The 20,427-nt window shown below is 68.5% G+C and carries 13 protein-coding genes and 1 pseudogene; 10 read left to right on the forward strand and 4 right to left on the reverse strand.

Annotated elements, in window-relative coordinates; genetic code table 11:
- The first annotated feature begins 200 nt into the window (after window positions 1-200).
- From B146_RS0117070 to B146_RS0117100, 7 genes are all read left to right on the forward strand, one after another.
- Window positions 201-1,472, forward strand: coding sequence for an NRAMP family divalent metal transporter (locus B146_RS0117070; RefSeq protein ID WP_019997688.1), 1,272 nt, complete (start codon window positions 201-203; stop codon window positions 1,470-1,472).
- Window positions 1,473-1,489: 17 nt separating this feature from the next.
- Complete coding sequence (locus B146_RS0117075) at window positions 1,490-2,263, forward strand: LamB/YcsF family protein (RefSeq protein ID WP_019997689.1); 774 nt, start codon at window positions 1,490-1,492, stop codon at window positions 2,261-2,263.
- A complete protein-coding gene (locus tag B146_RS0117080) occupies window positions 2,260-3,060 on the forward strand; it encodes a putative hydro-lyase (RefSeq protein ID WP_019997690.1) in 801 nt (266 codons plus the stop codon). Before B146_RS0117075 ends, B146_RS0117080 begins: the two co-directional genes overlap by 4 nt.
- A gap of 9 nt (window positions 3,061-3,069) precedes the next feature.
- On the forward strand, window positions 3,070-4,686 hold the full coding sequence (locus tag B146_RS0117085) for a 5-oxoprolinase subunit B/C family protein (protein WP_019997691.1): 1,617 nt from the start codon (window positions 3,070-3,072) through the stop codon (window positions 4,684-4,686).
- On the forward strand, window positions 4,683-6,419 hold the full coding sequence (locus B146_RS0117090; protein WP_019997692.1) for an acetyl/propionyl/methylcrotonyl-CoA carboxylase subunit alpha: 1,737 nt from the start codon (window positions 4,683-4,685) through the stop codon (window positions 6,417-6,419). The genes B146_RS0117085 and B146_RS0117090 overlap by 4 nt, the downstream gene beginning before the upstream one ends.
- A gap of 372 nt (window positions 6,420-6,791) precedes the next feature.
- Entirely contained in the window at window positions 6,792-8,630 is a 1,839-nt protein-coding gene (locus tag B146_RS0117095; protein ID WP_019997693.1) for a glycoside hydrolase family 15 protein, read from the forward strand.
- A gap of 17 nt (window positions 8,631-8,647) precedes the next feature.
- Window positions 8,648-10,363, forward strand: coding sequence for an alpha/beta hydrolase (locus tag B146_RS0117100; protein ID WP_040408707.1), 1,716 nt, complete (start codon window positions 8,648-8,650; stop codon window positions 10,361-10,363).
- A 392-nt stretch (window positions 10,364-10,755) separates the two neighbouring features.
- On the opposite strand, the pseudogene B146_RS27915 reads toward B146_RS0117100, so the two are convergent.
- Window positions 10,756-11,964 (reverse strand): annotated as a pseudogene (locus B146_RS27915) (cache domain-containing protein); the annotation flags it as partial.
- 633 nt (window positions 11,965-12,597) lie between these two features.
- Between B146_RS27915 and mgtE the strand changes: the two are divergent.
- Entirely contained in the window at window positions 12,598-13,968 is a 1,371-nt protein-coding gene (mgtE, locus tag B146_RS0117110; RefSeq protein WP_019997696.1) for a magnesium transporter, read from the forward strand.
- Window positions 13,969-14,052: 84 nt separating this feature from the next.
- On the opposite strand, the gene B146_RS26445 is transcribed toward mgtE, so the two are convergent.
- Window positions 14,053-15,654, reverse strand: a complete 1,602-nt coding sequence (locus B146_RS26445; protein WP_162141952.1) for a methyl-accepting chemotaxis protein — start codon at window positions 15,652-15,654, stop codon at window positions 14,053-14,055.
- Between the two features lie 203 nt (window positions 15,655-15,857).
- Between B146_RS26445 and B146_RS0117120 the strand changes: the two genes are divergently transcribed.
- The gene (locus B146_RS0117120; RefSeq protein WP_019997698.1) at window positions 15,858-16,715 is read left to right on the forward strand and encodes a sensor domain-containing diguanylate cyclase; all 858 of its coding nucleotides are present in this window, start codon (window positions 15,858-15,860) and stop codon (window positions 16,713-16,715) included.
- 328 nt (window positions 16,716-17,043) lie between these two features.
- Here the strand turns inward: B146_RS0117120 and mhpT are convergent, their stop codons facing one another.
- Together mhpT and B146_RS26450 are read right to left on the reverse strand one after the other, a co-directional pair.
- Entirely contained in the window at window positions 17,044-18,252 is a 1,209-nt protein-coding gene (gene mhpT / locus B146_RS0117125) for a 3-(3-hydroxy-phenyl)propionate transporter MhpT (protein WP_040408710.1), read from the reverse strand.
- Between the two features lie 170 nt (window positions 18,253-18,422).
- Entirely contained in the window at window positions 18,423-18,875 is a 453-nt protein-coding gene (locus tag B146_RS26450) for a MarR family winged helix-turn-helix transcriptional regulator (RefSeq protein ID WP_019997700.1), read from the reverse strand.
- Window positions 18,876-19,010: 135 nt separating this feature from the next.
- Here B146_RS26450 and B146_RS0117135 point away from each other — a divergent pair, with 135 nt between their 5' ends.
- Window positions 19,011-20,423: an aldehyde dehydrogenase gene (locus tag B146_RS0117135; RefSeq protein ID WP_026358693.1), complete on the forward strand. Its 1,413-nt coding sequence runs from the start codon at window positions 19,011-19,013 to the stop codon at window positions 20,421-20,423.
- The last annotated feature ends 4 nt before the right edge of the window (window positions 20,424-20,427 follow it).

The raw sequence follows: 20,427 nt of genomic DNA on the forward strand, positions 1-20,427 counted from the left end.
GCCGAGCCGGCAAAGGCGCGAAATGCGCAAGGCCACGTCAGAACCCTGCTCAAACCGCAGGCGATGCGCTCAAGCTCTCCACAAATTGCAGAACAGGAATGCAAAAATCGTTGAACAATATTGACTGCATCGTTCATCGAGCGCAGTCTGAGGCCGCAATTCGGCCTCAATTTTCGAGCGTGCACCGCCACCGGAGGAGAATGACGATGAATCCCGCCACGTCCGGGTCCAAGGCCTCGCCGGCCTCGCCCAGCCTCGTCGAGACGGCCGCCGCGCGCCGATCCTCGCTCACCGCCGCCGTGTTCCTGATGGCGACCTCCGCCATCGGCCCCGGCTTCATCACCCAGACCGCCTCCTTCACGGCGACCATGGGCGCGGCCTTCGCCTTCGGCATCCTCGCCTCGGTGCTGATCGACTTCGTCGTGCAGCTCAACATCTGGCGCATCGTCGCGGTGACGCGCATGCGCGCTTCCGACATCGCCAATGCCGCGATCCCCGGCGCCGGCTATTTCCTGGCCGTGCTCGTCATCTTCGGCGGCCTGATCTTCAACATCGGCAATATCGCGGGATCGGGCCTCGGCCTCAACGCGCTGGTCGGGCTCGATCCAAAGGTCGGCGGCGCCCTCTCGGCGCTCATCGCCATCGGCATCTTCTCGTCCAAGCGCGCCGGCATGGCGGTGGACCGCATCATCATCGTGCTCGGCATCCTGATGATCGCGCTGACGCTCTTCGTCGCCATCACGTCCAACCCGCCGGTCGGCGAGGCGCTGCGCCAGACGGTCTGGCCCGACCAGATCAATTTCGCCACGATCACCACGATCGTCGGCGGCACGGTGGGCGGCTACATCACCTATGCCGGCGCGCACCGCCTTCTCGACAAGGGCACGGTGGGCGTCGAAAATCTCGGCCCCGTGACCCGCGCCGCCCTGACGGGCATCGCCGTCACCGGCGTCATGCGCTTCGTCCTGTTCCTCGCCGTGCTCGGCGTCGTCGCGGGCGGCGTCACGCTCGACCTGTCGGGTCAGGCGGCCAACCCGGCGGCCCAGGCCTTCTACGCGGCGACCGGCGAACTCGGCCTGCGCCTCTTCGGCGTGGTGCTCTGGGCGGCGGCCATCACCAGCGTCATCGGCGCGGCCTACACGTCCGTCACCTTCTTCAACACGTTCAACCCCAAGTTGACCGAGCGCGGCCGCGCCTGGTCGACCGTCGTCTTCATCGCCGTCTCGCTGCTCGCCTATATCGCGATCGGCACCGCCCCGGCGGCGCTCCTGATCTTCGTCGGCGGCTTCAACGGCCTGATCCTGCCGATCGGCCTCACCATCTTCATCTACGCCGCCTGGGCGCGGCCGGACCTCATGCCAGGCTATCGCCACCCCCTGTGGCTGACGGTGCTCGGCGTCCTCACCTGCGCCCTGACCTGGTGGATGGGCTACAAGTCGATCGGCCCCATCTTCGCCTTCCTTTCCATGTGAGCCAGGGAGAGACCCGCATGACCACCACGATCGATCTCAACAGCGATCTCGGCGAGGGCTACGGCGCCTGGGCCATGGGCGACGACAAGGCGATGCTGTCCATCGTCTCCAGCGCCAACATCGCCTGCGGTTTTCACGCAGGCGACCCGGGCGGCCTGCTGCGCACCTTGCACGAGGCGGCGGACCGGGGCGTCGCGGTGGGCGCGCATGTCTCCTATCCCGATCGCGTCGGCTTCGGCCGGCGCGACATGGACGTCGCCCATGACGAACTCGTGGCCGATGTCGTCTACCAGATCGGCGCGCTTCAGGGTCTCGCCCGCGCGGCGGGAACCCGCGTCACCTACGTCAAGCCGCATGGCGCGCTCTACAATCGCATCGCGAGCGACGCCAAGCAGGGCCGCGCGGTGATCGAGGGCGTCAAGCTCGCCGATCCCACGCTCATCCTCATGGGTCTCGCCGGCGCGCCGATCCTGGCCCAGGCCGAGGCGGCGGGGCTCGCCACCGTCGCCGAAGCCTTCGCCGATCGTGCCTACACGCCGCAAGGCGCGCTCGTCTCGCGCCGCGAGCCCGGCGCCGTCATCCACGACCCGGCGCTCGTCGCGACGCGCATGGTGCAGCTTGCAAAGCACGGCACGCTGACCGCCATCGACGGCTCGACGATCCGCCTTGCCGCGCGCTCGATCTGCGTTCACGGCGACAGCCCCGGCGCCGTCGCCATCGCGCGCGCGGTGCGCGAGGCCTTCGAGCGCGAGGGGATCGCGATCCGCGGCTTCGCGGGAGCCCCGGCATGAGCGCCGTCGCGACGACGGCGCAGCTGGAGAGCGCGCGCGAGGCCCGCCTTCGCTATCGCGCCGGCCATGTCGCGCCGACGGCCGGCGTCGCGCCCGGCCTGACGCAGGCCAACATGATCGTTCTGCCGCGCGACTGGGCCTTCGACTTTCTCCTTTATGCGCAGCGCAATCCGAAGAGCTGCCCGGTGCTGGACGTCACGGATGCCGGCTCGGTTTCCACGCTGCTGGCGCCCGGCGCGGACCTGCGCACCGACCTGCCGCTCTATCGCGTGTGGCGCGACGGCAAGCTCGCCGAGGAGGTCGCCGATGCCAGCGCCGCCTGGGCCGAGCATTCCGATCTCGTCGCCTTTCTGATCGGCTGTTCCTTCACCTTCGAGACGCCCCTGGTCGAGGCCGGGATCGACGTCCGGCACATCACCGACGGCACCAATGTGCCGATGTACCTGACCGACCAGCCCTGCCGCCCGGCGGGGCGCCTGAAGGGCAATCTCGTCGTCTCCATGCGCCCCATCGCGCCCGAGCGCGTGGCCGATGCCGCGATGATTTCGGGTCGCTTCCCGGCGGTTCACGGCTCGCCGGTTCATGTCGGCGCGCCCGAGCGTTTGGGCATCCGCGATCTCGCCCGGCCCGATTTCGGCGATCCCGTGCGCATCGAGCCCGGCGAGGTTCCGGTCTTCTGGGCTTGCGGCGTCACTCCCCAGGCCGCCGTGATGGCGTCGGGCGTGCCCTTTGCCATCACCCATTCGCCGGGGCACATGTTCGTCACCGACATTCCCGACGCCGCCTATCACGTCTGAGGTTTCGCCATGCGCATCCTGCCGGTCAGCCTTCGGGTGATCCTGGTCGAACTCGCCGATCTCGATGAAACGCTCGCGCTCTTCGCCTCGCTGCAGGCCGAACCGATCGCGGGCGTCGACGAGGTGCTGCCGGCCGCGCGCACCCTCATGATCCGCTTCCAGCCCGATCTCGTCGCGCCCGAGGCGCTCGCCGCCGCGCTCCGCGAGCGCGATCTCTCCGTGCGCGCGGAGCGGCCGGGCGCGCTGGTCGAGGTGCCCACCGTCTACGACGGCGAGGATCTCGAAGAGGTGGCGCGCCTCACTGGCCTCACCGTGGAGGAGGTGATCCGCCGCCACGGGTCTTGCGAATTCACGGTCGCCTTTTCCGGCTTCGCGCCGGGCTTCGGCTATCTCGTCGGCGGCGACGAGGCGCTGCACGTGCCGCGCCGGCAAAGCCCGCGCACCCGCATTCCTCCGGGCTCCGTCGCGCTCGCCGGCCCCTTCTCGGGCGTCTACCCGCAGGCGAGCCCCGGCGGCTGGCAGATCATCGGCACGACGCCGGTGCCCATGTGGGACCTCACGCGCTCGCCGCCCGCCTTCTTCCAGCCGGGAGACCGGGTTCGCTTCGTGCCGATCGACGCCGCGGAGGCCGCTCGCCTTGCGCAAGCCGAGGCCGCGCGCGCCCGCCCGAGCGACGCGGGCGAGGGCGGGGAAGGGGGGCTCGATGTGCTCGCCGCCCCCATGCCCGCCCTGTTTCAGGATCGCGGGCGCTTCGGCGAAACGCGGCAGGGCGTTTCGGCCTCGGGCGCGCTCGACGCCGGGGCGATGCGCGCGGCCAACCGGCTCGTCGGCAACCGCACCGACGCGCCCGTTCTCGAAATCACCGGCGGCGGCTTCCGCATGAAGGCGCGCGAGCGGGCCATCGTGGCGCTCGCCGGCGCGCCCGCGCCCCTCACGCTGACCGACGCGGACGGCCGCTCGCTGCCCGCCGAGAGCGGGCAGGCCCTCGCGCTCGAGCCCGGCGACGTTCTCGCGCTCGGCCATCCGGCGGCCGGCCTGCGCTCCTATCTGGCGCTGCGCGGCGGCTTTCTCGTCTCACCGGTTCTCGGCAGCGCCAGCACGGACACGCTCGCCCATGTCGGGCCGCCCTCGGTTCTCGCCGGCCATGTCCTGCGCGCCGATCCGGAACGCGAGGCGATCCGGGGCGCCGTCGGAGCCCCCGTGCCGCCGCCCTTCCAGTGCCCCGCGCCGGGCGAGACCGTGACGCTCGACGTCGTGATGGGGCCGCGCACGGACTGGTTCACGCCCGAGGCGATCGCGCGTCTGGAGGAGCAGAGCTTCGAGGTGACGCCGCAGTCGAACCGCGTCGGCCTCCGGCTGGAAGGCGAAGCGCCTCTCGCCAAGCTCGACCGGGGCGAGTTGCCGAGCGAGGGCACGGCGACCGGCGCCATCCAGGTGCCCCATAGCGGCCAGCCGGTCCTGTTCCTGGCCGATCATCCGCTGACCGGCGGCTATCCGGTGATCGCGACGGTCGCCGAACATCATCTCGATCTCGCGGGCCAGATTCCCGTCCGCGCCCGCATCCGTTTCCGCGCGATCCGCCCCTTTGCCGAGATCGCGCCCACCCCATCGAAGGACACGCCATGAAGACCGTCCTGATCGCCAATCGCGGCGAGATCGCCCTGCGCATCATCCGCGCCTGCCGGGACGCGGGCCTCGGCTCGGTCGCCGTCTATGCCGATGCCGACAGCGACGCGCCCTTCGTGCGCGCCGCCGACGCGGCCTATGCGCTGGGCGGCGACAAGCCCGCCGACACCTATCTCGACGGCGCCAAGCTGATCGCCATCGCGAAGACCGCAGGGGCCGACGCGGTCCATCCCGGCTACGGCTTCCTGTCGGAGCGCGCGGACTTCGCCAAGGCCGTGATCGACGCGGGCCTCACCTGGATCGGCCCCGATCCGCAGGTGATCGAGGCGCTCGGCGACAAGGTCGAGGCACGGCGCATCGCGGCCGAAGTCGGCGCGCCCCTCGTTGCCGGCAGTGACGGCCCGGTGTCCTCGGCCGAGGAGGTCGTCGCCTTCGCAAGGGAGCACGGCCTCCCGATCGCCATCAAGGCCGCCTTCGGCGGCGGCGGGCGCGGCCTGAAGATCGCCTGGGCGATGGAGGAAGTGGCCGAGCTTTACGAGTCGGCCGTGCGCGAGGCGGTCGCGGCCTTCGGGCGCGGCGAGTGCTATGTGGAGCGCTTCATCGACCGGCCGCGCCATGTCGAGGCGCAGGTTCTGGCCGACCGGCACCGCCATGTCGCCGTGCTCGGCACCCGCGACTGCTCGCTCCAGCGGCGCAACCAGAAGCTCGTGGAGGAAGCGCCCGCGCCCTTCCTCACCGACGACCAGCGCTCGCGCATCCACGAGGCGGCGCGCGCCATCTGCGCCCATGCCGGCTACACCGGCGCCGGCACGGTGGAATTCCTGCTCGGGCGCGACGGCATCATCTCCTTCCTCGAGGTCAACACCCGGCTTCAGGTCGAGCATCCGGTGACGGAAGAGACCACCGGCATCGATCTCGTGCGCGAGCAGTTCCGCATCGCGGACGGCCTGCCCTTGTCCTTCGCCGAGGTCCCCGCGCCGCGCGGCCACTCGATCGAATTCCGCATCAATGCCGAAGACCCCGGCCGGGGCTTCCTGCCGACGCCCGGCAAGGTGACGCGCTTCGACCCGCCGTCGGGCCCGGGCGTGCGGCTGGACGCGGGCGTCGAGGCCGGATCGCGCGTTCACCCCGCCTTCGATTCCATGCTCGCCAAGCTCGTCGTCACCGGCGCGACGCGGGACGAAGCGCTCGCCCGCGCCCGCCGCGCCCTGCGGGAGTTCGCGATCGAGGGCGTTTCCACCGTTCTGCCCTTCCATCGCGCGGTTCTGGAGGCCCCGGCCTTCACGGCCGAAGAGGGTTTCGAGGTCCACACGCGCTGGATCGAGACGGACTTCGCGGACACGCTGGCCGAACAGACGCGGCCCGAGCCGGTTTCCGCCGAGCCCATGCTGCGCTTCCCCGTCGAGATCGACGGGCGGCGCGTCCTTCTCGGCCTCCCGGCCTCGGTGGCTTCGAGCTTCAGCGCCCCGAACGCCGGAGCCGTCGCCGCGCCCGCCGGGGGGGCCGCGAGCGACGCCGATGCCGTCCTCGCGCCCGTCGCCGGAACGCTCCAGGCGTGGCGCTTCGCGGAGGGCGACACGGTCGAGGCGGGCGCCGTTCTCGTCTCCATGGAGGCCATGAAGATGGAAACCAACGTCACCGCTTCTCAAGCCGGCCGCCTGCGCATTCTCGTGAAGGACGGCTACCAGGACGCCGGCACCCCGCTCGCCCGCATCGAGCCGGTGGCGTCGTAAGGACATGGGGCGGGGGCAGCGCGGAACGCTCCGCGTCGCCCCCGCCGATACCCCCCGCAAGGCTTGCCGCCCGACATCGGTGAGCCCCTGTCGCCGTCCGCCCGTTCGCCTGTTCGCCGCTCATGCCCGGCCCCGCGCCGCGCCAAGAGGATCGAGGCATTCTTCAGGGCGGCAGAAACGACGCCCGTTTCAGCACGATCGAACCGCAGCGGGTGGATCGCGCGACGCCGTGCGCTTCACCACTGTGTGACCCCCGCCGCTCATAGCTGAAGCCGAAACGGGCGCTAGGTCGCCGGCGAAGGCCGGTGCTTCATCCGACATGACGAGTTCTCGGGGAAGCCGGCGCGGTCGGGCAGTCGAGAAGGAGTGTGGATGTCCGGAACATGCGAGCGGCCCTATCAGGCGATCGAGAACTACGCTCTCCTTTCCAACTGTCATGGCTGTGCGCTGGTCGCGCGGGACGGATCGATCGATTGGGCCTGTCTCGAACGTTTCGACGACGCACCGACCTTTTCGCGGCTTCTGGATGCCGGGCGCGGCGGCTGGTTTGCCGTCCGACCGGAAGGCTCCTTCGAGACCGAACGGCTCTACCTGCCCCACACCAACATCCTCCAGACCAACTTCACGACCAAGACGGGCGCGCTGACAATCCACGACTTCATGCTGGCGCCGTGCCCCGACGAGACGATGCCCTCGCTGGTGCGCATCGTCGCCGCGAGTGCGGGCGAGGTTCGCCTGGAGGTCTCCTATCGCCCGCTCGAGGGGTTTGCCGAAGCCTTCGGCGACTTGAGCCTGTCGCCCGGCCGGATCGAGGGCGAGGGGATCGTCTGCATCGAGCGCGGCATGCCCGGCGAGTTCCGGCTGGAGGACGGTCGTGCCCTCGCCAACTTCATGCTGAAGGCCGGCGAGGAGGTCGCCTTCGCCTTGTTTCCGGACGGTACGCAGGCCGATTGGCCCTGTCCGCCGCACGACCTCATGGACATGGCTCGAAGGGCCTGGGTGAACTGGAGCACCGACGCCGCCTATGACGGGCCCTTGCGCGACGAACTCCTGCGCTCGGCCCTGACGTTGAAGGCGCTGACCTACAAGCCGAGCGGGGCCATCATCGCGGCGGCCACGACCTCCTTGCCCGAGGAGATCGGCGGCATCCGCAACTGGGACTACCGCTTCTGCTGGATCCGCGACGCCTGCCTGTCCTTCTACGTCCTCAAGAAGTTCGGCATGGTGGACGAGGCGGAGGCCTTCTTCGGCTTCATGATGTCGCTCGCCGAACGCGAGGGCGGCGGGCTGAAGCCGCTCTACGCGATCGAGGGCGAGGCGGACCTCACCGAGCACGAGATCGCGCATTTCGAGGGCTGGCGCGGCAGCCGCCCGGTGCGCCATGGCAACGAGGCGGCCGAGCAGCATCAAAGCGACGCCTACGGTCAGGTGCTCGACCTTCTCTACCTCTACGACCGGCTCGGCGGGACGCTGGACGACAAGGCACGAACACAGGCCGTCGCGCTCGCCGACTTCTCCGCTGCCCACTGGCACGAGAAGGACGCCGGCCTCTGGGAGCCGCGCAAGCCCGAGGAGCACTATCTCCACGCCGCGATCATGAACTGGGTGGCGCTCGACCGCGCGATCCGCCTCTTCGGCGAGCGTGAGGACTGGTGCCGCGAGCGCGACCGGATCGTGGAGCGCATCAACGGCGAGGCCGTCCATAGGCAAGGCTTCTACCCGCAATATATCGGCTCGAACGACGTCGACGCCGCGCTCCTGATCGCGCCCATGGTCGGCTTTCCCGTGGACGAGGCGGTGTTCGAGCGCACGGTCGATCGCATCATCGACGAGCTCGGTCGCGGCCATCTCGTCTACCGCTATCGCAACGACGACGGGTTGCCGGGCCACGAGGGCACGTTCCTGATCTGCGCCTTCTGGCTGGTCGACGCCCTTCTCTGGCTCGGCCGCGAGGAGGAGGCGCGCACCCGCTTCGAGGCGCTGCGCGCGCTCCAGAACGATGTCGGTCTCTTCGCCGAGGAGGTCGCGGAGGAAGGCCATTTCCTCGGCAATTTCCCGCAGGCCTTCAGCCATCTCGCCTTCATCCACAGCGCCTTGCTGCTCGATCTCTACGCCCATGGCGGGCGCGAGGCGTTGCAGGGCACCTATGCCGACCGCACGCTGCGCGAGACCGCGCAGCGCAAGGCGCCCGAGGTCGGCGCGCGCGCGTGAGCGTCCCCGCGCTGGCGATGCCGGACATCCTGCGCGATGCGGCCCGGCGCTTCGTGCGTTCGCTCTGCGGCACGGGGCTCTGGCTCGGCACGCTGTTCTTTGCCGGGTCGCTGACGCCCAGCCTCGTGCCTCGCGACGCGCTGCTCCAGGGCGCGTTGTCCGGGCTGGTGTTTACCGTGGGCTACGGGCTCGGGGCGATGCTGCGCGCCTTTTGGCGTTTCCTCGACCTGCCGAACGTCGAAGACGGGCGGCTGGGCCGCTGGATGAAGGGCGTGGCCGCCGCAAGCTGCATCGGCATCGCCGCCCTGTTTCTCTGGCAGGCCTCGGAATGGCAGAACTCCGTCCGCCTGCCGATGGGGCTCGACCCGGTGGAAAGCGCCCGGCCGCTGCTGGTGGGCACCGTGGCGGCCGTCGTTGCGCTCGTCTGCCTCGCGCTGGCCCGGCTGTTTCGCGCCACGGCGCGTCTTGCCGCCGACCTCATCGACCGTGTGGCACCCCGCCGCCTTTCCGTGCTGTCGGGCTTCGTCCTGACCGCACTCCTGTTTTGGGGACTGGGCAGCGGCGTCGTGCTGGAAACGGGCATCCGGGCGCTCGATTCCAGCTATGCCCGTCTCGACGAACTCGTGGACGATGGGCTCGAAGAGCCGTCCGACCCACGCAAGACCGGCAGCGCGGCCTCGCTGCTGCGCTGGGAGGATCTTGGGCGGATGGGACGGCGCGCCGTCGCGGCGGGTCCGACGGCCGCTGACATCGAGCGGGTCACGGGCGAGCCGGCGCAGGAGCCGTTGCGGGTCTATGTCGGGCTGAACTCGGCTCCCAGCATCGAGGAGCGTATCGACTTGGCCTTCCGCGAGATGCTGCGCGTCGGCGCCTTCGAGCGCTCGGTGCTCGTGGTCGCGACCCCGACGGGAACGGGCTGGCTCGACCCGGCCAGCCAGATGCCGCTCGAGTATCTCCATCGCGGCGACGTGGCGACGGTGGCGGTCCAGTACTCCTATCTCGCAAGCTGGCTCGCGCTGATGGTCGAGCCGACCTACGGCGCCGATACGGCGGAGCGTCTGTTCGACCGGGTCTACGACCATTGGCGCAGCCTGCCGAAGAATGACCGCCCGCGCCTTTATCTTCACGGTCTCAGCCTCGGGGCCCTCAACTCCGATCTGTCGGTGGACCTCTACGACGTCATCGGCGATCCGTTCCACGGGGCGCTCTGGAGCGGCCCGCCGTTTCCCAGCCGCACATGGCGACAAGCGGTCGGGGAACGCCTCCCCGGCACGCCTGCATGGGCGCCGCGTTTTCGCGACGGGTCGGTGATCCGCTTCACGGGCGCGTCCAACAGCCTGGACGAGGCGAGCGCGCCGTGGGGGCCCCTGCGGATCGTGTTCCTGCAATATGCCAGCGACCCCATCACCTTCTTCGAAGTGGGTTCCGCCTGGCGCGCGCCGGACTGGTTCGCCGAGCCGCGCGCGTCCGATGTGTCCGCCGAGCTTCGCTGGTACCCGATCATCACCTTCTTCCAGCTCGGCCTCGACATGATCCTCGCGACCACGACGCCGATGGGACACGGCCATGTCTACGCGCCCGAGGACTATGTGGACGCCTGGATCGCCGTAAGCGATCCGGCCGGCTGGTCGCCGGATCGCGCCGAGGCTTTGAAACGTGATCTGCGCAATCTCCCCGAAGCCTCCTCGGCCTCGCCCCCGCTTTCGATGGGGGCAGGCGCTGACGGGCCCTAGCTGCAGCCCGACCCCGACACCGCCCCGCCTCCCGCCTAGGGAGTCCGGTGAGCGATTCGTAATCCTCAGGAACGCCCTCCTCCGACTTCGCGAAAGTCGTATCTTTCCCTTTCGTCGAGGTAGGGATCGTCCTTGGGATTTCCTGCCGGCGTCTGCGCTGCCGGGGAGGGGCTAGGGCTGACCTGAGACGTCAGATGCCCATTCTCGCGATCGTCTTCTTCCCCACTCCCCTCCATCGTGAAGAAATTGGTGCGGCTCCTGAGTTCTCTCGCTTCTTGCGACAGACGCTCTGCCGTTTCCGACATATCGTTGGATGCAGCGGCGTTCGCTTGCGTGACCTGATCGAGCTGTATGATGGCTTGATTGATCTGCTCGATGCCAACGGATTGTTCCCGACATGCGGATGAGATCTCGTTGACCAGCTTGGCGGATCGTTCGATCGCAGGCACCAGCTCAGCCAGTTTCACACTCGACGCCGACGAAAGTTGCCGGGTTTGCGTGGAGATATGTGCGATTTCCACGGCAGCTTCCTGAGAGCGCTCGGCAAGCTTGCGGACCTCGGAGGCGACCACGGCAAAACCCTTGCCATGCTGACCGGCGCGCGCAGCTTCGATCGCAGCGTTCAAGGCCAGGAGATCCGTTTGGCGAGCGATCTCCTGCACGATCTTGACTCTATGGACGACGTTTTCCATCGCTAGGACCGATCGATCCGCTGCCGTTGCGACATCGCGGGCCAGATCGCTCGCAAGTTCCGTCGCCCTTTGGGCATGCGACGCGTTGTCGGCTGTCTGACGAATGTTCGCAGACATTTCTTCCATCGCAGAGGATGTCTGCTCGCTCGCTGCTGCCTGTTCGGTGGAGCCTGACGACAATTGTTCGGCAGTCGTCGCGGAATCGTTCGATCCGGCTGCCACCTGGGCCGCGGACAGGCGCACGTCGGATACGATCCCGCGGAGATTTTCCACCATCGTTCCGCTCTCGCGGATCAGATCGCCGACCTCGTCGCTTCGCTTCACCGTCGGCACGCGTGAGAGATTTCCTGCCGCAACCGCCTTGATGGATGCGAGGGCCACCTGAATTCCGCCCGAAATATTACGGGAAATCGCCCAGGCGGTGAATCCGACGATCAACGTAATCAGCGCAAATATGCTGCCCACATACCAGACCTGCTGCTTGAAGGCGGCGGTCAAATCGTCCGTATAAACGCCTGTCAGTACGATCCAGCCCCAGCCTTTCGACTTGGCGGCGAAGGCAAGCTTCGGACTGGGTTCCGTCTGATTGAGCCGTGGGTACTGGTAGCTGACAAATCCGCCGCCGTTCTGGCCGGCCGCGAGCAGGCGTCTCGTGTTATCGACATCACCTGCATTCTTGGATTGCAATCCGTTTGTCTTCTCCATCTCAGGTTTGGGGTGGGCAACCCGCGTGCCATCGGCATCCAGAGCGACGAAATATTCCGATCCCGCGTAGCGCGCGCTGCGGATGACATTCTTGGAAGCTTCCTCGGCCGCCTCCATGCTCATGCGACCATCGACACCAGCCGCATGAAAAGCATCCACAGTACTGATAATCGTTTCAATCTGCGTTCTCAGCTGGGTCTCACGACCCTCCCAGAGGGAATCACGGATTGTTTTCAATCCAAATCCCATGACACTGCAGATGCCCAGAAGGGATATGAGGGCTATCAGATTCAACTTCTGCGATATGGATATCTTCATCGAGTGGCGCGCCTTCCAGGCAGATGGAATTTTTAACCTGTCTCGAGGAATGGAACATGTAATGATTACCATAAATTTATGCGGCTACTCATTGTAATATATACTTACTACTTGATCCTTCCTTTGCGAGGATGGCCCGCCAGCCCGGATGTGTGAGCCGTCGGGGCAACGCGCGATCCAAAGCCGTCGAGAAGCTCCGGCATGGGCGACGGTATGTTGGCGGATGGTGGGACAGGGGCGTGCCGAAGGCCTGGCCTCCCATTTCCTCCCGATCCGATCGTCGCAGACTATTTTCCCGCAGTGCGCAAAGTCGGCTTGATCACGACTTCGAGAAGTGGCACTGGGCCGCCATCCGGAGCCGGATTTGCTTCAGTCCTCCGGACGAAATCGGACCCAGACACTCACATGCCAAGCGACAGTGACAGTCGATTGACGCAGCCGCGTCCGGTCTTGCCGCACGGCGCCCTGCACTAGGGCGCCGCCTTGCGTCGGGCCCGCGCGGCGTCCCGGAGCGAGCCCATGCATGACATTTCCGAACATGATTTCCTGAACAAGCTGGCCAGGGACGCCGAGGCGTTCCGGGGCCGGCATGTCGCCGACATCGTCGCCAAGCTGAACGAGCTCTCCAGCGAGGCCGCCGCCTTCCTGGCCGCGCGGCTTCCGCTCGAGATCGCCGCCGAGGTCTTCGACCATCCCTCGCTGGACGAGCCGCAGGACATTCTCTTCGCGCTCGACGCCTCCAAGGCCGCGTCGATCCTCGACGCCATGGCGGCGGACCGTCTGGCCGATCTCTTCCGCGACATGGAGGAGCCCCCGCGCGAACAGCTCCTGTCGCTCCTGACGAACGAGACGCGCCGGATCGTCGCCTCGCTCCTGACCCATCCCGAGGGCAGCGCCGGCAGTCTGATGACCACGGAATTCGTGTCCGTGCCCTCGACCTGGACGATCGGCGAAACGCTGAAGCACCTTCGCGAGGTCGAAAGCGCGCGCGAGACGATCTACGCGATCTATGTGGTGAACCCGACGAGCCGCCGGCTGGAGCGGGCGGTTTCGCTGCGCCGGCTGATCTCGGGCGATCTTCATGCCCCCGTCGGCTCCGTCGCGCGCTACGACACGCCCGTCTCGGTGCTGCCGCAAACCGACCGCGAGGAGCTCGCGCGCCTCATTTCCGAGCACGATCTCCTCGCCATCCCCGTGGTGGACGAGAAGGGGCATGTCCTCGGCATCGTGACGGTGGACGACGTGATCGACGCCATGGTCGAGGCCTCGACCGAGGACGCGCACAAGTTCGGCGGCGTGGAAGCACTCGACCAGCCCTATACGCAGATCGGCTTCCTGGAGATGCTGCGCAAGCGCGCCGGCTGGCTCGCCGTCCTGTTCCTGTCGGAAATGCTGACGGCGAGCGCCATGCAGCATTTCGAGGACGAGCTGGAGCGCGCCGTGGTGCTGACGCTCTTCATTCCGCTGATCATGAGCTCGGGCGGCAATTCGGGCAGCCAGGCGACTTCGCTCATCATCCGCGCCCTGGCGCTCGGCGAATTGCGGCTGAAGGACTGGTGGCGCGTCGCCTTGCGCGAATTGCCGACAGGGGCCGCGCTCGGCTCCTTCCTCGGCCTCATCGGCATCGCCCGCATCGCCGTCTGGCAGAAGGCCGGCATCTACGATTACGGCCCCTACTGGGTCCTGATCGCGCTGACGGTCGGCCTCGCGCTGGTGGCCATCGTCACCTTCGGCTCGCTCGCCGGCTCCATGCTGCCCTTCATCCTGAAGCGCCTCGGCTTCGATCCCGCCAGCGCCTCGGCGCCCTTCGTCGCGACGCTCGTCGACGTGTCGGGCCTCGTGATCTACTTCAGCGTCGCGCTTCTGGTTCTACACGGAACGCTTCTCTAGCCGCCTTCGCCGCATTGAGAGTCGAAACGAGAAACGGGCGTCCTTTCGGGCGCCCGTTGTTCATTGGGGAAAGGGAAGCGGCGCTCAGGCCGCCATCCGCTCGATCCGCCGCTCGGGGCGGGCCGGTGCCTCGTCCCCGGTCCCGGAACGCCCTGCGGCCTGACCTTCCGAGCGATGCGCGGCCGGCTCGCCGAGCTGGAAGAACTCCATGCGCTCGTTCAGGCGCAGCGCCTCGCTCGACAATTGGCCGGCGGTCGCCGCCATCTGCGTCGCCGCGCCGGCATTGGCCTGCGTCACCTGATCGAGCTGCACGATCGCCTGGCTGATCTGCGAGGCGCCGACCGACTGCTCGCGGCAGGCCGCCGAGATTTCCGACACCAGTTCGGCCGTGCGGCGGATATCGGGCACGAGGCGCTGCAGCCGCGCGCCCGCGTCTTCGGCGACCGCCAGCGTGCGCGTCGAGAGATCGCCGATGTCGCGCGAGGCGCTCTGCGCCCGCTCGGCGAGCTTGCGAACCTCGGAGGCAACCACCGCGAAGCCCTTGCCGTGCTGCCCGGCGCGAGCTGCCTCGATCGCGGCGTTCAGCGCCAGAAGATCGGTCTGGCGGGCGATCTCCTGCACCACCGCGATCTTCTCGGCGATGGTGCGCATGGCCTGCGTCGACTGCTGCACGGCCTCGCCCGTTTCGGCCGCCTGACGGGACGCGTCCACCGACATCCGCTCGGTGATCGCGGCGTTCTCGGCGGTCTGTCGGACGTTGGCCGACATTTCCTCCACCGCCGCCGAAGCCTGTTCGGAGGCCGCCGCCTGCTCGGTCGCGCCCGAGGACAGTTGATCGGCCGTCGCGGAGGACTGGGTCGACCCCGACGCGACGCTGGCCGACGAGGCGAGGACACCGCCGACGATCTCGCGAAGGCGCCGGCTCATCTCCGCCATGCTGCGCTGCAGATCGGCCAGTTCGTCGCTGCCGCGAACGTCCACCGAGGTCGAAAGGTCGCCCTCGCCGATCGCCCTGGCCATGGCGATGGACTGCTGGAGCGGGCGGCGGATGCCGCGATGGAGCGCCCAGCCGGCCACGAGGATCAGCGCGACGCCCGGCAGGCTCCACAGCCCCGCGCGCAGGGCGCCGGCCTGGATCACCGCATTGACGTCGTCGACATAGATGCCCGTCGAGACCGACCAGCCCCAGGGCTCGAAGGCGCGCGAATAGCCGCGCTTGGCAAACAGGCCGTCCTGACCGGTGCGGGTCGTGTCGTAATCGGTCCAGCCGCCGCCGGCGCGGGCATGGGCGATCATGGTCTGGATATAGAGATTGCCGCGCGCGTCCTTGCGGTCCCAGGCGCTGGAGCCTTCCTCGGACGGGTCCTGCGACAGGACGCGACGACCCTCGTAATCGTGGAAGAACAGGTAATCGTTGTTGTTGAAGCGCACGGGGCGCAGCACGGCCTTGGCCATCGCCTCGGCGGTGGCGTGGTCGAATTCGCCGGCCTGCGAGCGCTTCTCCAGGCTGTCGAGGATCGACCAGGCGGAATCCACCTGCGCCTTCAGATAGAGATTGCGATCGCTCCAGACCTGATCGCTCAGGAATTTCAGCTGCACCGCCACAACGGCGGCCATGGCGACGACGCAGAGCATCGTCAGGCCGATCAGTTTCCGCGACACCGTCATCCGCATCATCGCTCGCATGCTCCATCCGCCGCTCCGCCGGGCGTCGCTCGAGAGAAACCACAGGAAAACTAATGGTCCCTTCCTTTCGCCGGAACCGTCGAACCCGCGCTCGCGCTTTCGATCGGTCTGGTTAAGGGCGCCTTTGCGCGTCCCCAGTCCGCGCATAAAGGGTTCCGTAAGGGAAATTATCGAGAGTGTCGGTCTGTTGACGGGAGCGGCCCATGACGAGCGTAGACATCGATCTGATCGGCGTTCCCGTCTTCGTCGTCGATGTCGAGCCGGACGGCGTCTTTCGGCTCGTGGCCATCAACGCCGCCGATGCGAGGGTCGTCGGTGTGGACGCCCTTGCGGTCGCCGGCCGGCGCATCGAGGACTGCGTGCCACCCGATCTGGCCGCGCCCATCATCGCGCGCTTCTCGACATGCGTCGCCAGCGCCGATCTCATGGAATATGACGAGCAGGTGGGTTCGGATGTTTCCCCGAAATGGCTGCGGACGACGCTGACGCCGGTGGTCGAGCCGACGTCCCGGCGGGTCGTGCGGATCGTCGGCGTTTGCGTCGAGATCACCGAGCGCAAGGCGATCGAGACCGAGCTCGCCCGGGCGGTCGTCCTCGACCCTCTCACCGGCGTGATGAACCGCAGAGGTCTGGAACGCGAGGTCGAGGCGGCGATCGATCATGGACGCGAGGCCGACGAGGCCTTCGGCCTCGCCCTGATCGACATCGACCAGTTCAAGTCGATCAACGACACCTATGGGCACCGGGTGGGCGACGCCGTCCTTTGCCACGTCGCGAACACGCTGCAGGCGGCCCTCTCGGACGGCGAGGTCGTGGCGCGCATCGGCGGCGACGAGTTCGTGGCGTTGCTGCGCTTGTCGTCGCCAAACGACCTTCACGAGCGACGGGCCAGCCTGCAACGGCTGATGGATCGCGACGCTCTCCTGGTCGGCCGGGCCGTCCACGTCAGAGCCAGCCTTGGATGTGCGATCTGGCACGATCCCTGGACCTTGGACGATCTCCTCTCGGCGGCCGACGCCGACATGTATCGCAACAAGATCGGGCGCCGGGAGGCGGCCTGAACGCTCGGTCGGCGTAGGACGGGCAGGACCAGGATCAGCGGATCTCTCGCTCGTGAAACAAGGCGGCCCCGCAAGCGTGCGCAGGTCGAATGTCCGTATCGCGACTATCCCGGCGCCTTTCCATGTCTTCAGGGGCGCGACCTTCACGCCCGAAGCCCATGACGTCGTCCGATGCATCGCCGCCTTCGCCGACCGGGCCTCGCAGCGGCGGCCGGCGATCGCCGGGCGAGGCGCCCGAGGCAAGAACCGCCGGGGCGTTTCCTTCCTTCTGGACTCGAATGAACGAAGAAAGCCGCGCCCCGAAAAAGGGCGCGGCTCGCAAGCGCCTTCAGGCGGCGAGGGGCGCGGCGACGCGGTTTCGGCCGAGGATGAGGGCGACCGTCGTCGCGCCGCAAAGGGCCGCGATCGGCAGCAGCGCGTAGAGGAGCTGCTGCGGGCCCATGCCGCTCGCCAGAAGCCAGCCGGCGAAGAGCGGGCCGGCGATCGACCCGAAGCGCCCGACCGAGACGGCCAGGCCGACGCCGACGCCGCGCACCTCGAGCGGGTAGCATTGCGGCGCGATGCCGTAGAGCAGCGCCTGCACGCCGATCAGCGTCGCGCCGACAAAGGCCCCGGTGACGAGCGCCGCCGCGACATTGCCCGCCGGCACCATGGCGAGAAGCGCGATCGCCAGCATCAGCCCGCCGAAGCACAGGGCGGCCGACAGGGCGGGCCGTCGGCTGTCGAGGAACCGGCCGCCGAGGATCGCGCCCGCGGACCCCCCGATATTGAAGACGATCTGGACCAGGGACGCCGTGTCCCGGGCAAAGCCGAGCGAAACGAGGATCTGCGGCAGCCAGTTGAGGAGGAGATAGACGACGACGAGGCCGAAGAAGAAGGCGGTCCAGAGGAGCAGCGTCTGCGCCATCGCGCCGCCGCCCAGAAGCACGTCGCGGCGGCGGGCCGAGCCCTTGGCAGCCCGCGTCACGCGGAACGGCGCCATCCATTTCAGGAGCGGCAGGATCAGGAGAAGCGGCAGGATGCCGCCGACCACGAAGATCGACCGCCAGTCGTCATGCAGGCCCATCATCGCGACGAGGCTCGCCAAAGCGCCGCCGAGCGGCACGCCGGCATACATGAAGGCGACGGCCCGGCCGCGCCGCTCGGGCGAGACGGACTCGGCCGCGATGGCGATGAGATTGGGCAGCGCCGCGCCGAGACCGATGCCCGTCAGGAAGCGCATGAGAACGAGATGCTCGAACGTGCCGGCAAAGGCCGTACCGATCGAGAACAGGCCGAACACGGCGAGCGACAGGGCAAGGCCGGTGCGCCGCCCCCAGCGATCGGCGATCACGCCGCCGCCGAGCGCGCCGAAGACGAGGCCGAAGGTCGCGGCCGAAAAGAACAGCCCCATCTGATCGGGCACCAGCCCGAAGGCGGGCACGAGCTTGGGCGCGGCGACGCCGGCGGCCTGAAGGTCGAAGCCTTCGATGATCGCGGCGAGGAACACGAGCGCGAGCGCGCGTGTCCCCCCATGGGCATGGGTGGCTGTGGTCATGATCGTCTCCTCCCAGAGGCCGCTGATGCGGCTGTCATGCGTTCGCCCGGCCCGCCGCCGGCATCGCTTTCCCGCGAATGCCGCCTCCATCGGCGGGCTGGAGCCTCGTGAACCGTGTCCTCGGACGGCTCGGTCGCGGCGGCCTCGTCAGGCCGCGCGCGCGCCCTGCGTCAGACGTCCTTCCAGATGCGCGACAGAAGCCCGCGAAGCGTCTCGCGCTCATCCGATGTCAGCGTGCCGAAGGTGCGGTCCTCCTGCGCCAGCGCCCGCTCGCGCCAGTCCGCCACGGCCCGCGCGCCGAGTTGGCTGAGATGCAGGCGCTGGATGCGCTGATCCTCGGCATCGAGACGCCGCTCGATCAGCCCGCGCCCGTCGAACTCCGCCAGCATGGGCGCGAGATTGGCCCGCTGGAGCCGCGCCTGCCGGCCGATCTCGGCCGCCGTGATGCCCGGCGTCTCGTCGATGAGGCACAGGACCGTGAAGGCGACCGGCTTGATCTCGTCGCCGAGCGCCTCCGCGAAGCCCGCCAGATCAAGGATCGAAGCGCGGCGTAGGTGATAGCCGAGGAGATCGTCCAGCTCGGGGCGCGTCGTCAGCTCGATCCGGCCTCTCCTCGATGTCATTCCCGCTCGCGCTCCGCCGTCGAAATCGACCTCTTGTCAGAGGAATACCGTTATGGAATATAGCAGTCAATCGCTATTTCCAATAGCAATATCCGAGGGCTCCGAAGAGCCTCGGATGTCTGGGGAGGAGACCGGATGAGTGCCACCGCAAACCAGTTTCGCCGGATGAACCCGATCAGCGGCGAGGTCGCGAGCGAGGCGCCCGCGCAGACGCCGGCGGAGGCGCGGGCCGCCGTCGATGCGGCCGCCAAGGCGATGCCCGCCTGGGCCGCGCTCGGGCCGAACGCCCGCCGCGCCGCGCTCCTGAAGGCCGCCGACGCGCTCGCCGCCAAGGGCGACGCCTTCGTCGCCGCCATGATGGCCGAGATCGGCGCGACGGAAGGCTGGGCGCGCTTCAACGTGATGCTCGCCGCCTCCATGCTGCGCGAGGCCGCCTCGCTCACCACGCAGGTTTCGGGCGAGGTCATTCCCTCGGACAAGCCGGGGTGCCTGGCCATGGCCATTCGCGAGCCGGCAGGCGTCGTGCTCGGCATCGCGCCCTGGAACGCGCCGGTGATCCTCGGCGTGCGGGCGCTGGCGACGCCGCTCGCCTGCGGCAATGCCGTGGTGTTCAAGGCGAGCGAGCTGTGCCCGCGCACGCATGGGCTGATCGTCGAGGCGCTGGCCGAGGCCGGCCTGCCGGACGGGCTCGTGCAACTCGTCACCAACGCGCCGGAGGATGCGGGCGAGGTCGTCGGCGCGCTGATCGACCACCCGGCCGTGCGCCGCGTCAACTTCACGGGCTCCACCGCGGTCGGGCGCATCGTGGCCGTGCGGGCCGCGCAGAACCTCAAGCCCTGCGTGCTCGAACTCGGCGGCAAGGCGCCGCTCCTGGTTCTCGAAGACGCCGATCTCGATGAAGCCGTGAAGGCCGCCGCCTTCGGCGCTTTCTTCAACCAGGGCCAGATCTGCATGTCGACCGAGCGCCTCATCGTGGTCGATGCCGTGGCCGACGCCTTTGTCGAGAAGTTCACCGCCAAGGCGCGAACGCTCGCGGCGGGCGATCCGCGAAAGGGCGCAACGCCGCTCGGCGCCGTGGTGGACGTGAAGACGGCCGACAAGCTGAACGCGCTGGTCGAGGACGCCGTGTCCAAGGGCGCGCGCGTGGTCGCGGCCGGGGAGGCGGAGGGCGTGCTCGTGCCCGCCCACGTCGTGACGGACGTGACCTCCGACATGCGGCTTTATTCCGAGGAAAGCTTCGGCCCGGTCGTCGCGGTGATCCGCGCGCGGGACGAGGCGGACGCGATCCGCATCGCCAATGACAGCGAATACGGCCTCTCGGCTTCCGTCTTCACGCGGGACGCCGCGCGCGGCCTCAAGGTCGCGCGGCAGATCCGCTCCGGCATCTGCCATGTGAACGGCGCGACGGTTCATGACGAGGCGCAGATGCCCTTCGGCGGGACCGGGGCGTCCGGCTACGGGCGCTTCGGCGGTCGGGCCGGCATTGCCGAGTTCACCGAGCTGCGCTGGATCACGGTGGAGACCGAACCCGGCCATTTTCCGATCTGAACCG

It is taken from the genome of Aureimonas ureilytica DSM 18598 = NBRC 106430 (genome assembly GCF_000382705.1).
Classification (GTDB): domain Bacteria; phylum Pseudomonadota; class Alphaproteobacteria; order Rhizobiales; family Rhizobiaceae; genus Aureimonas; species Aureimonas ureilytica.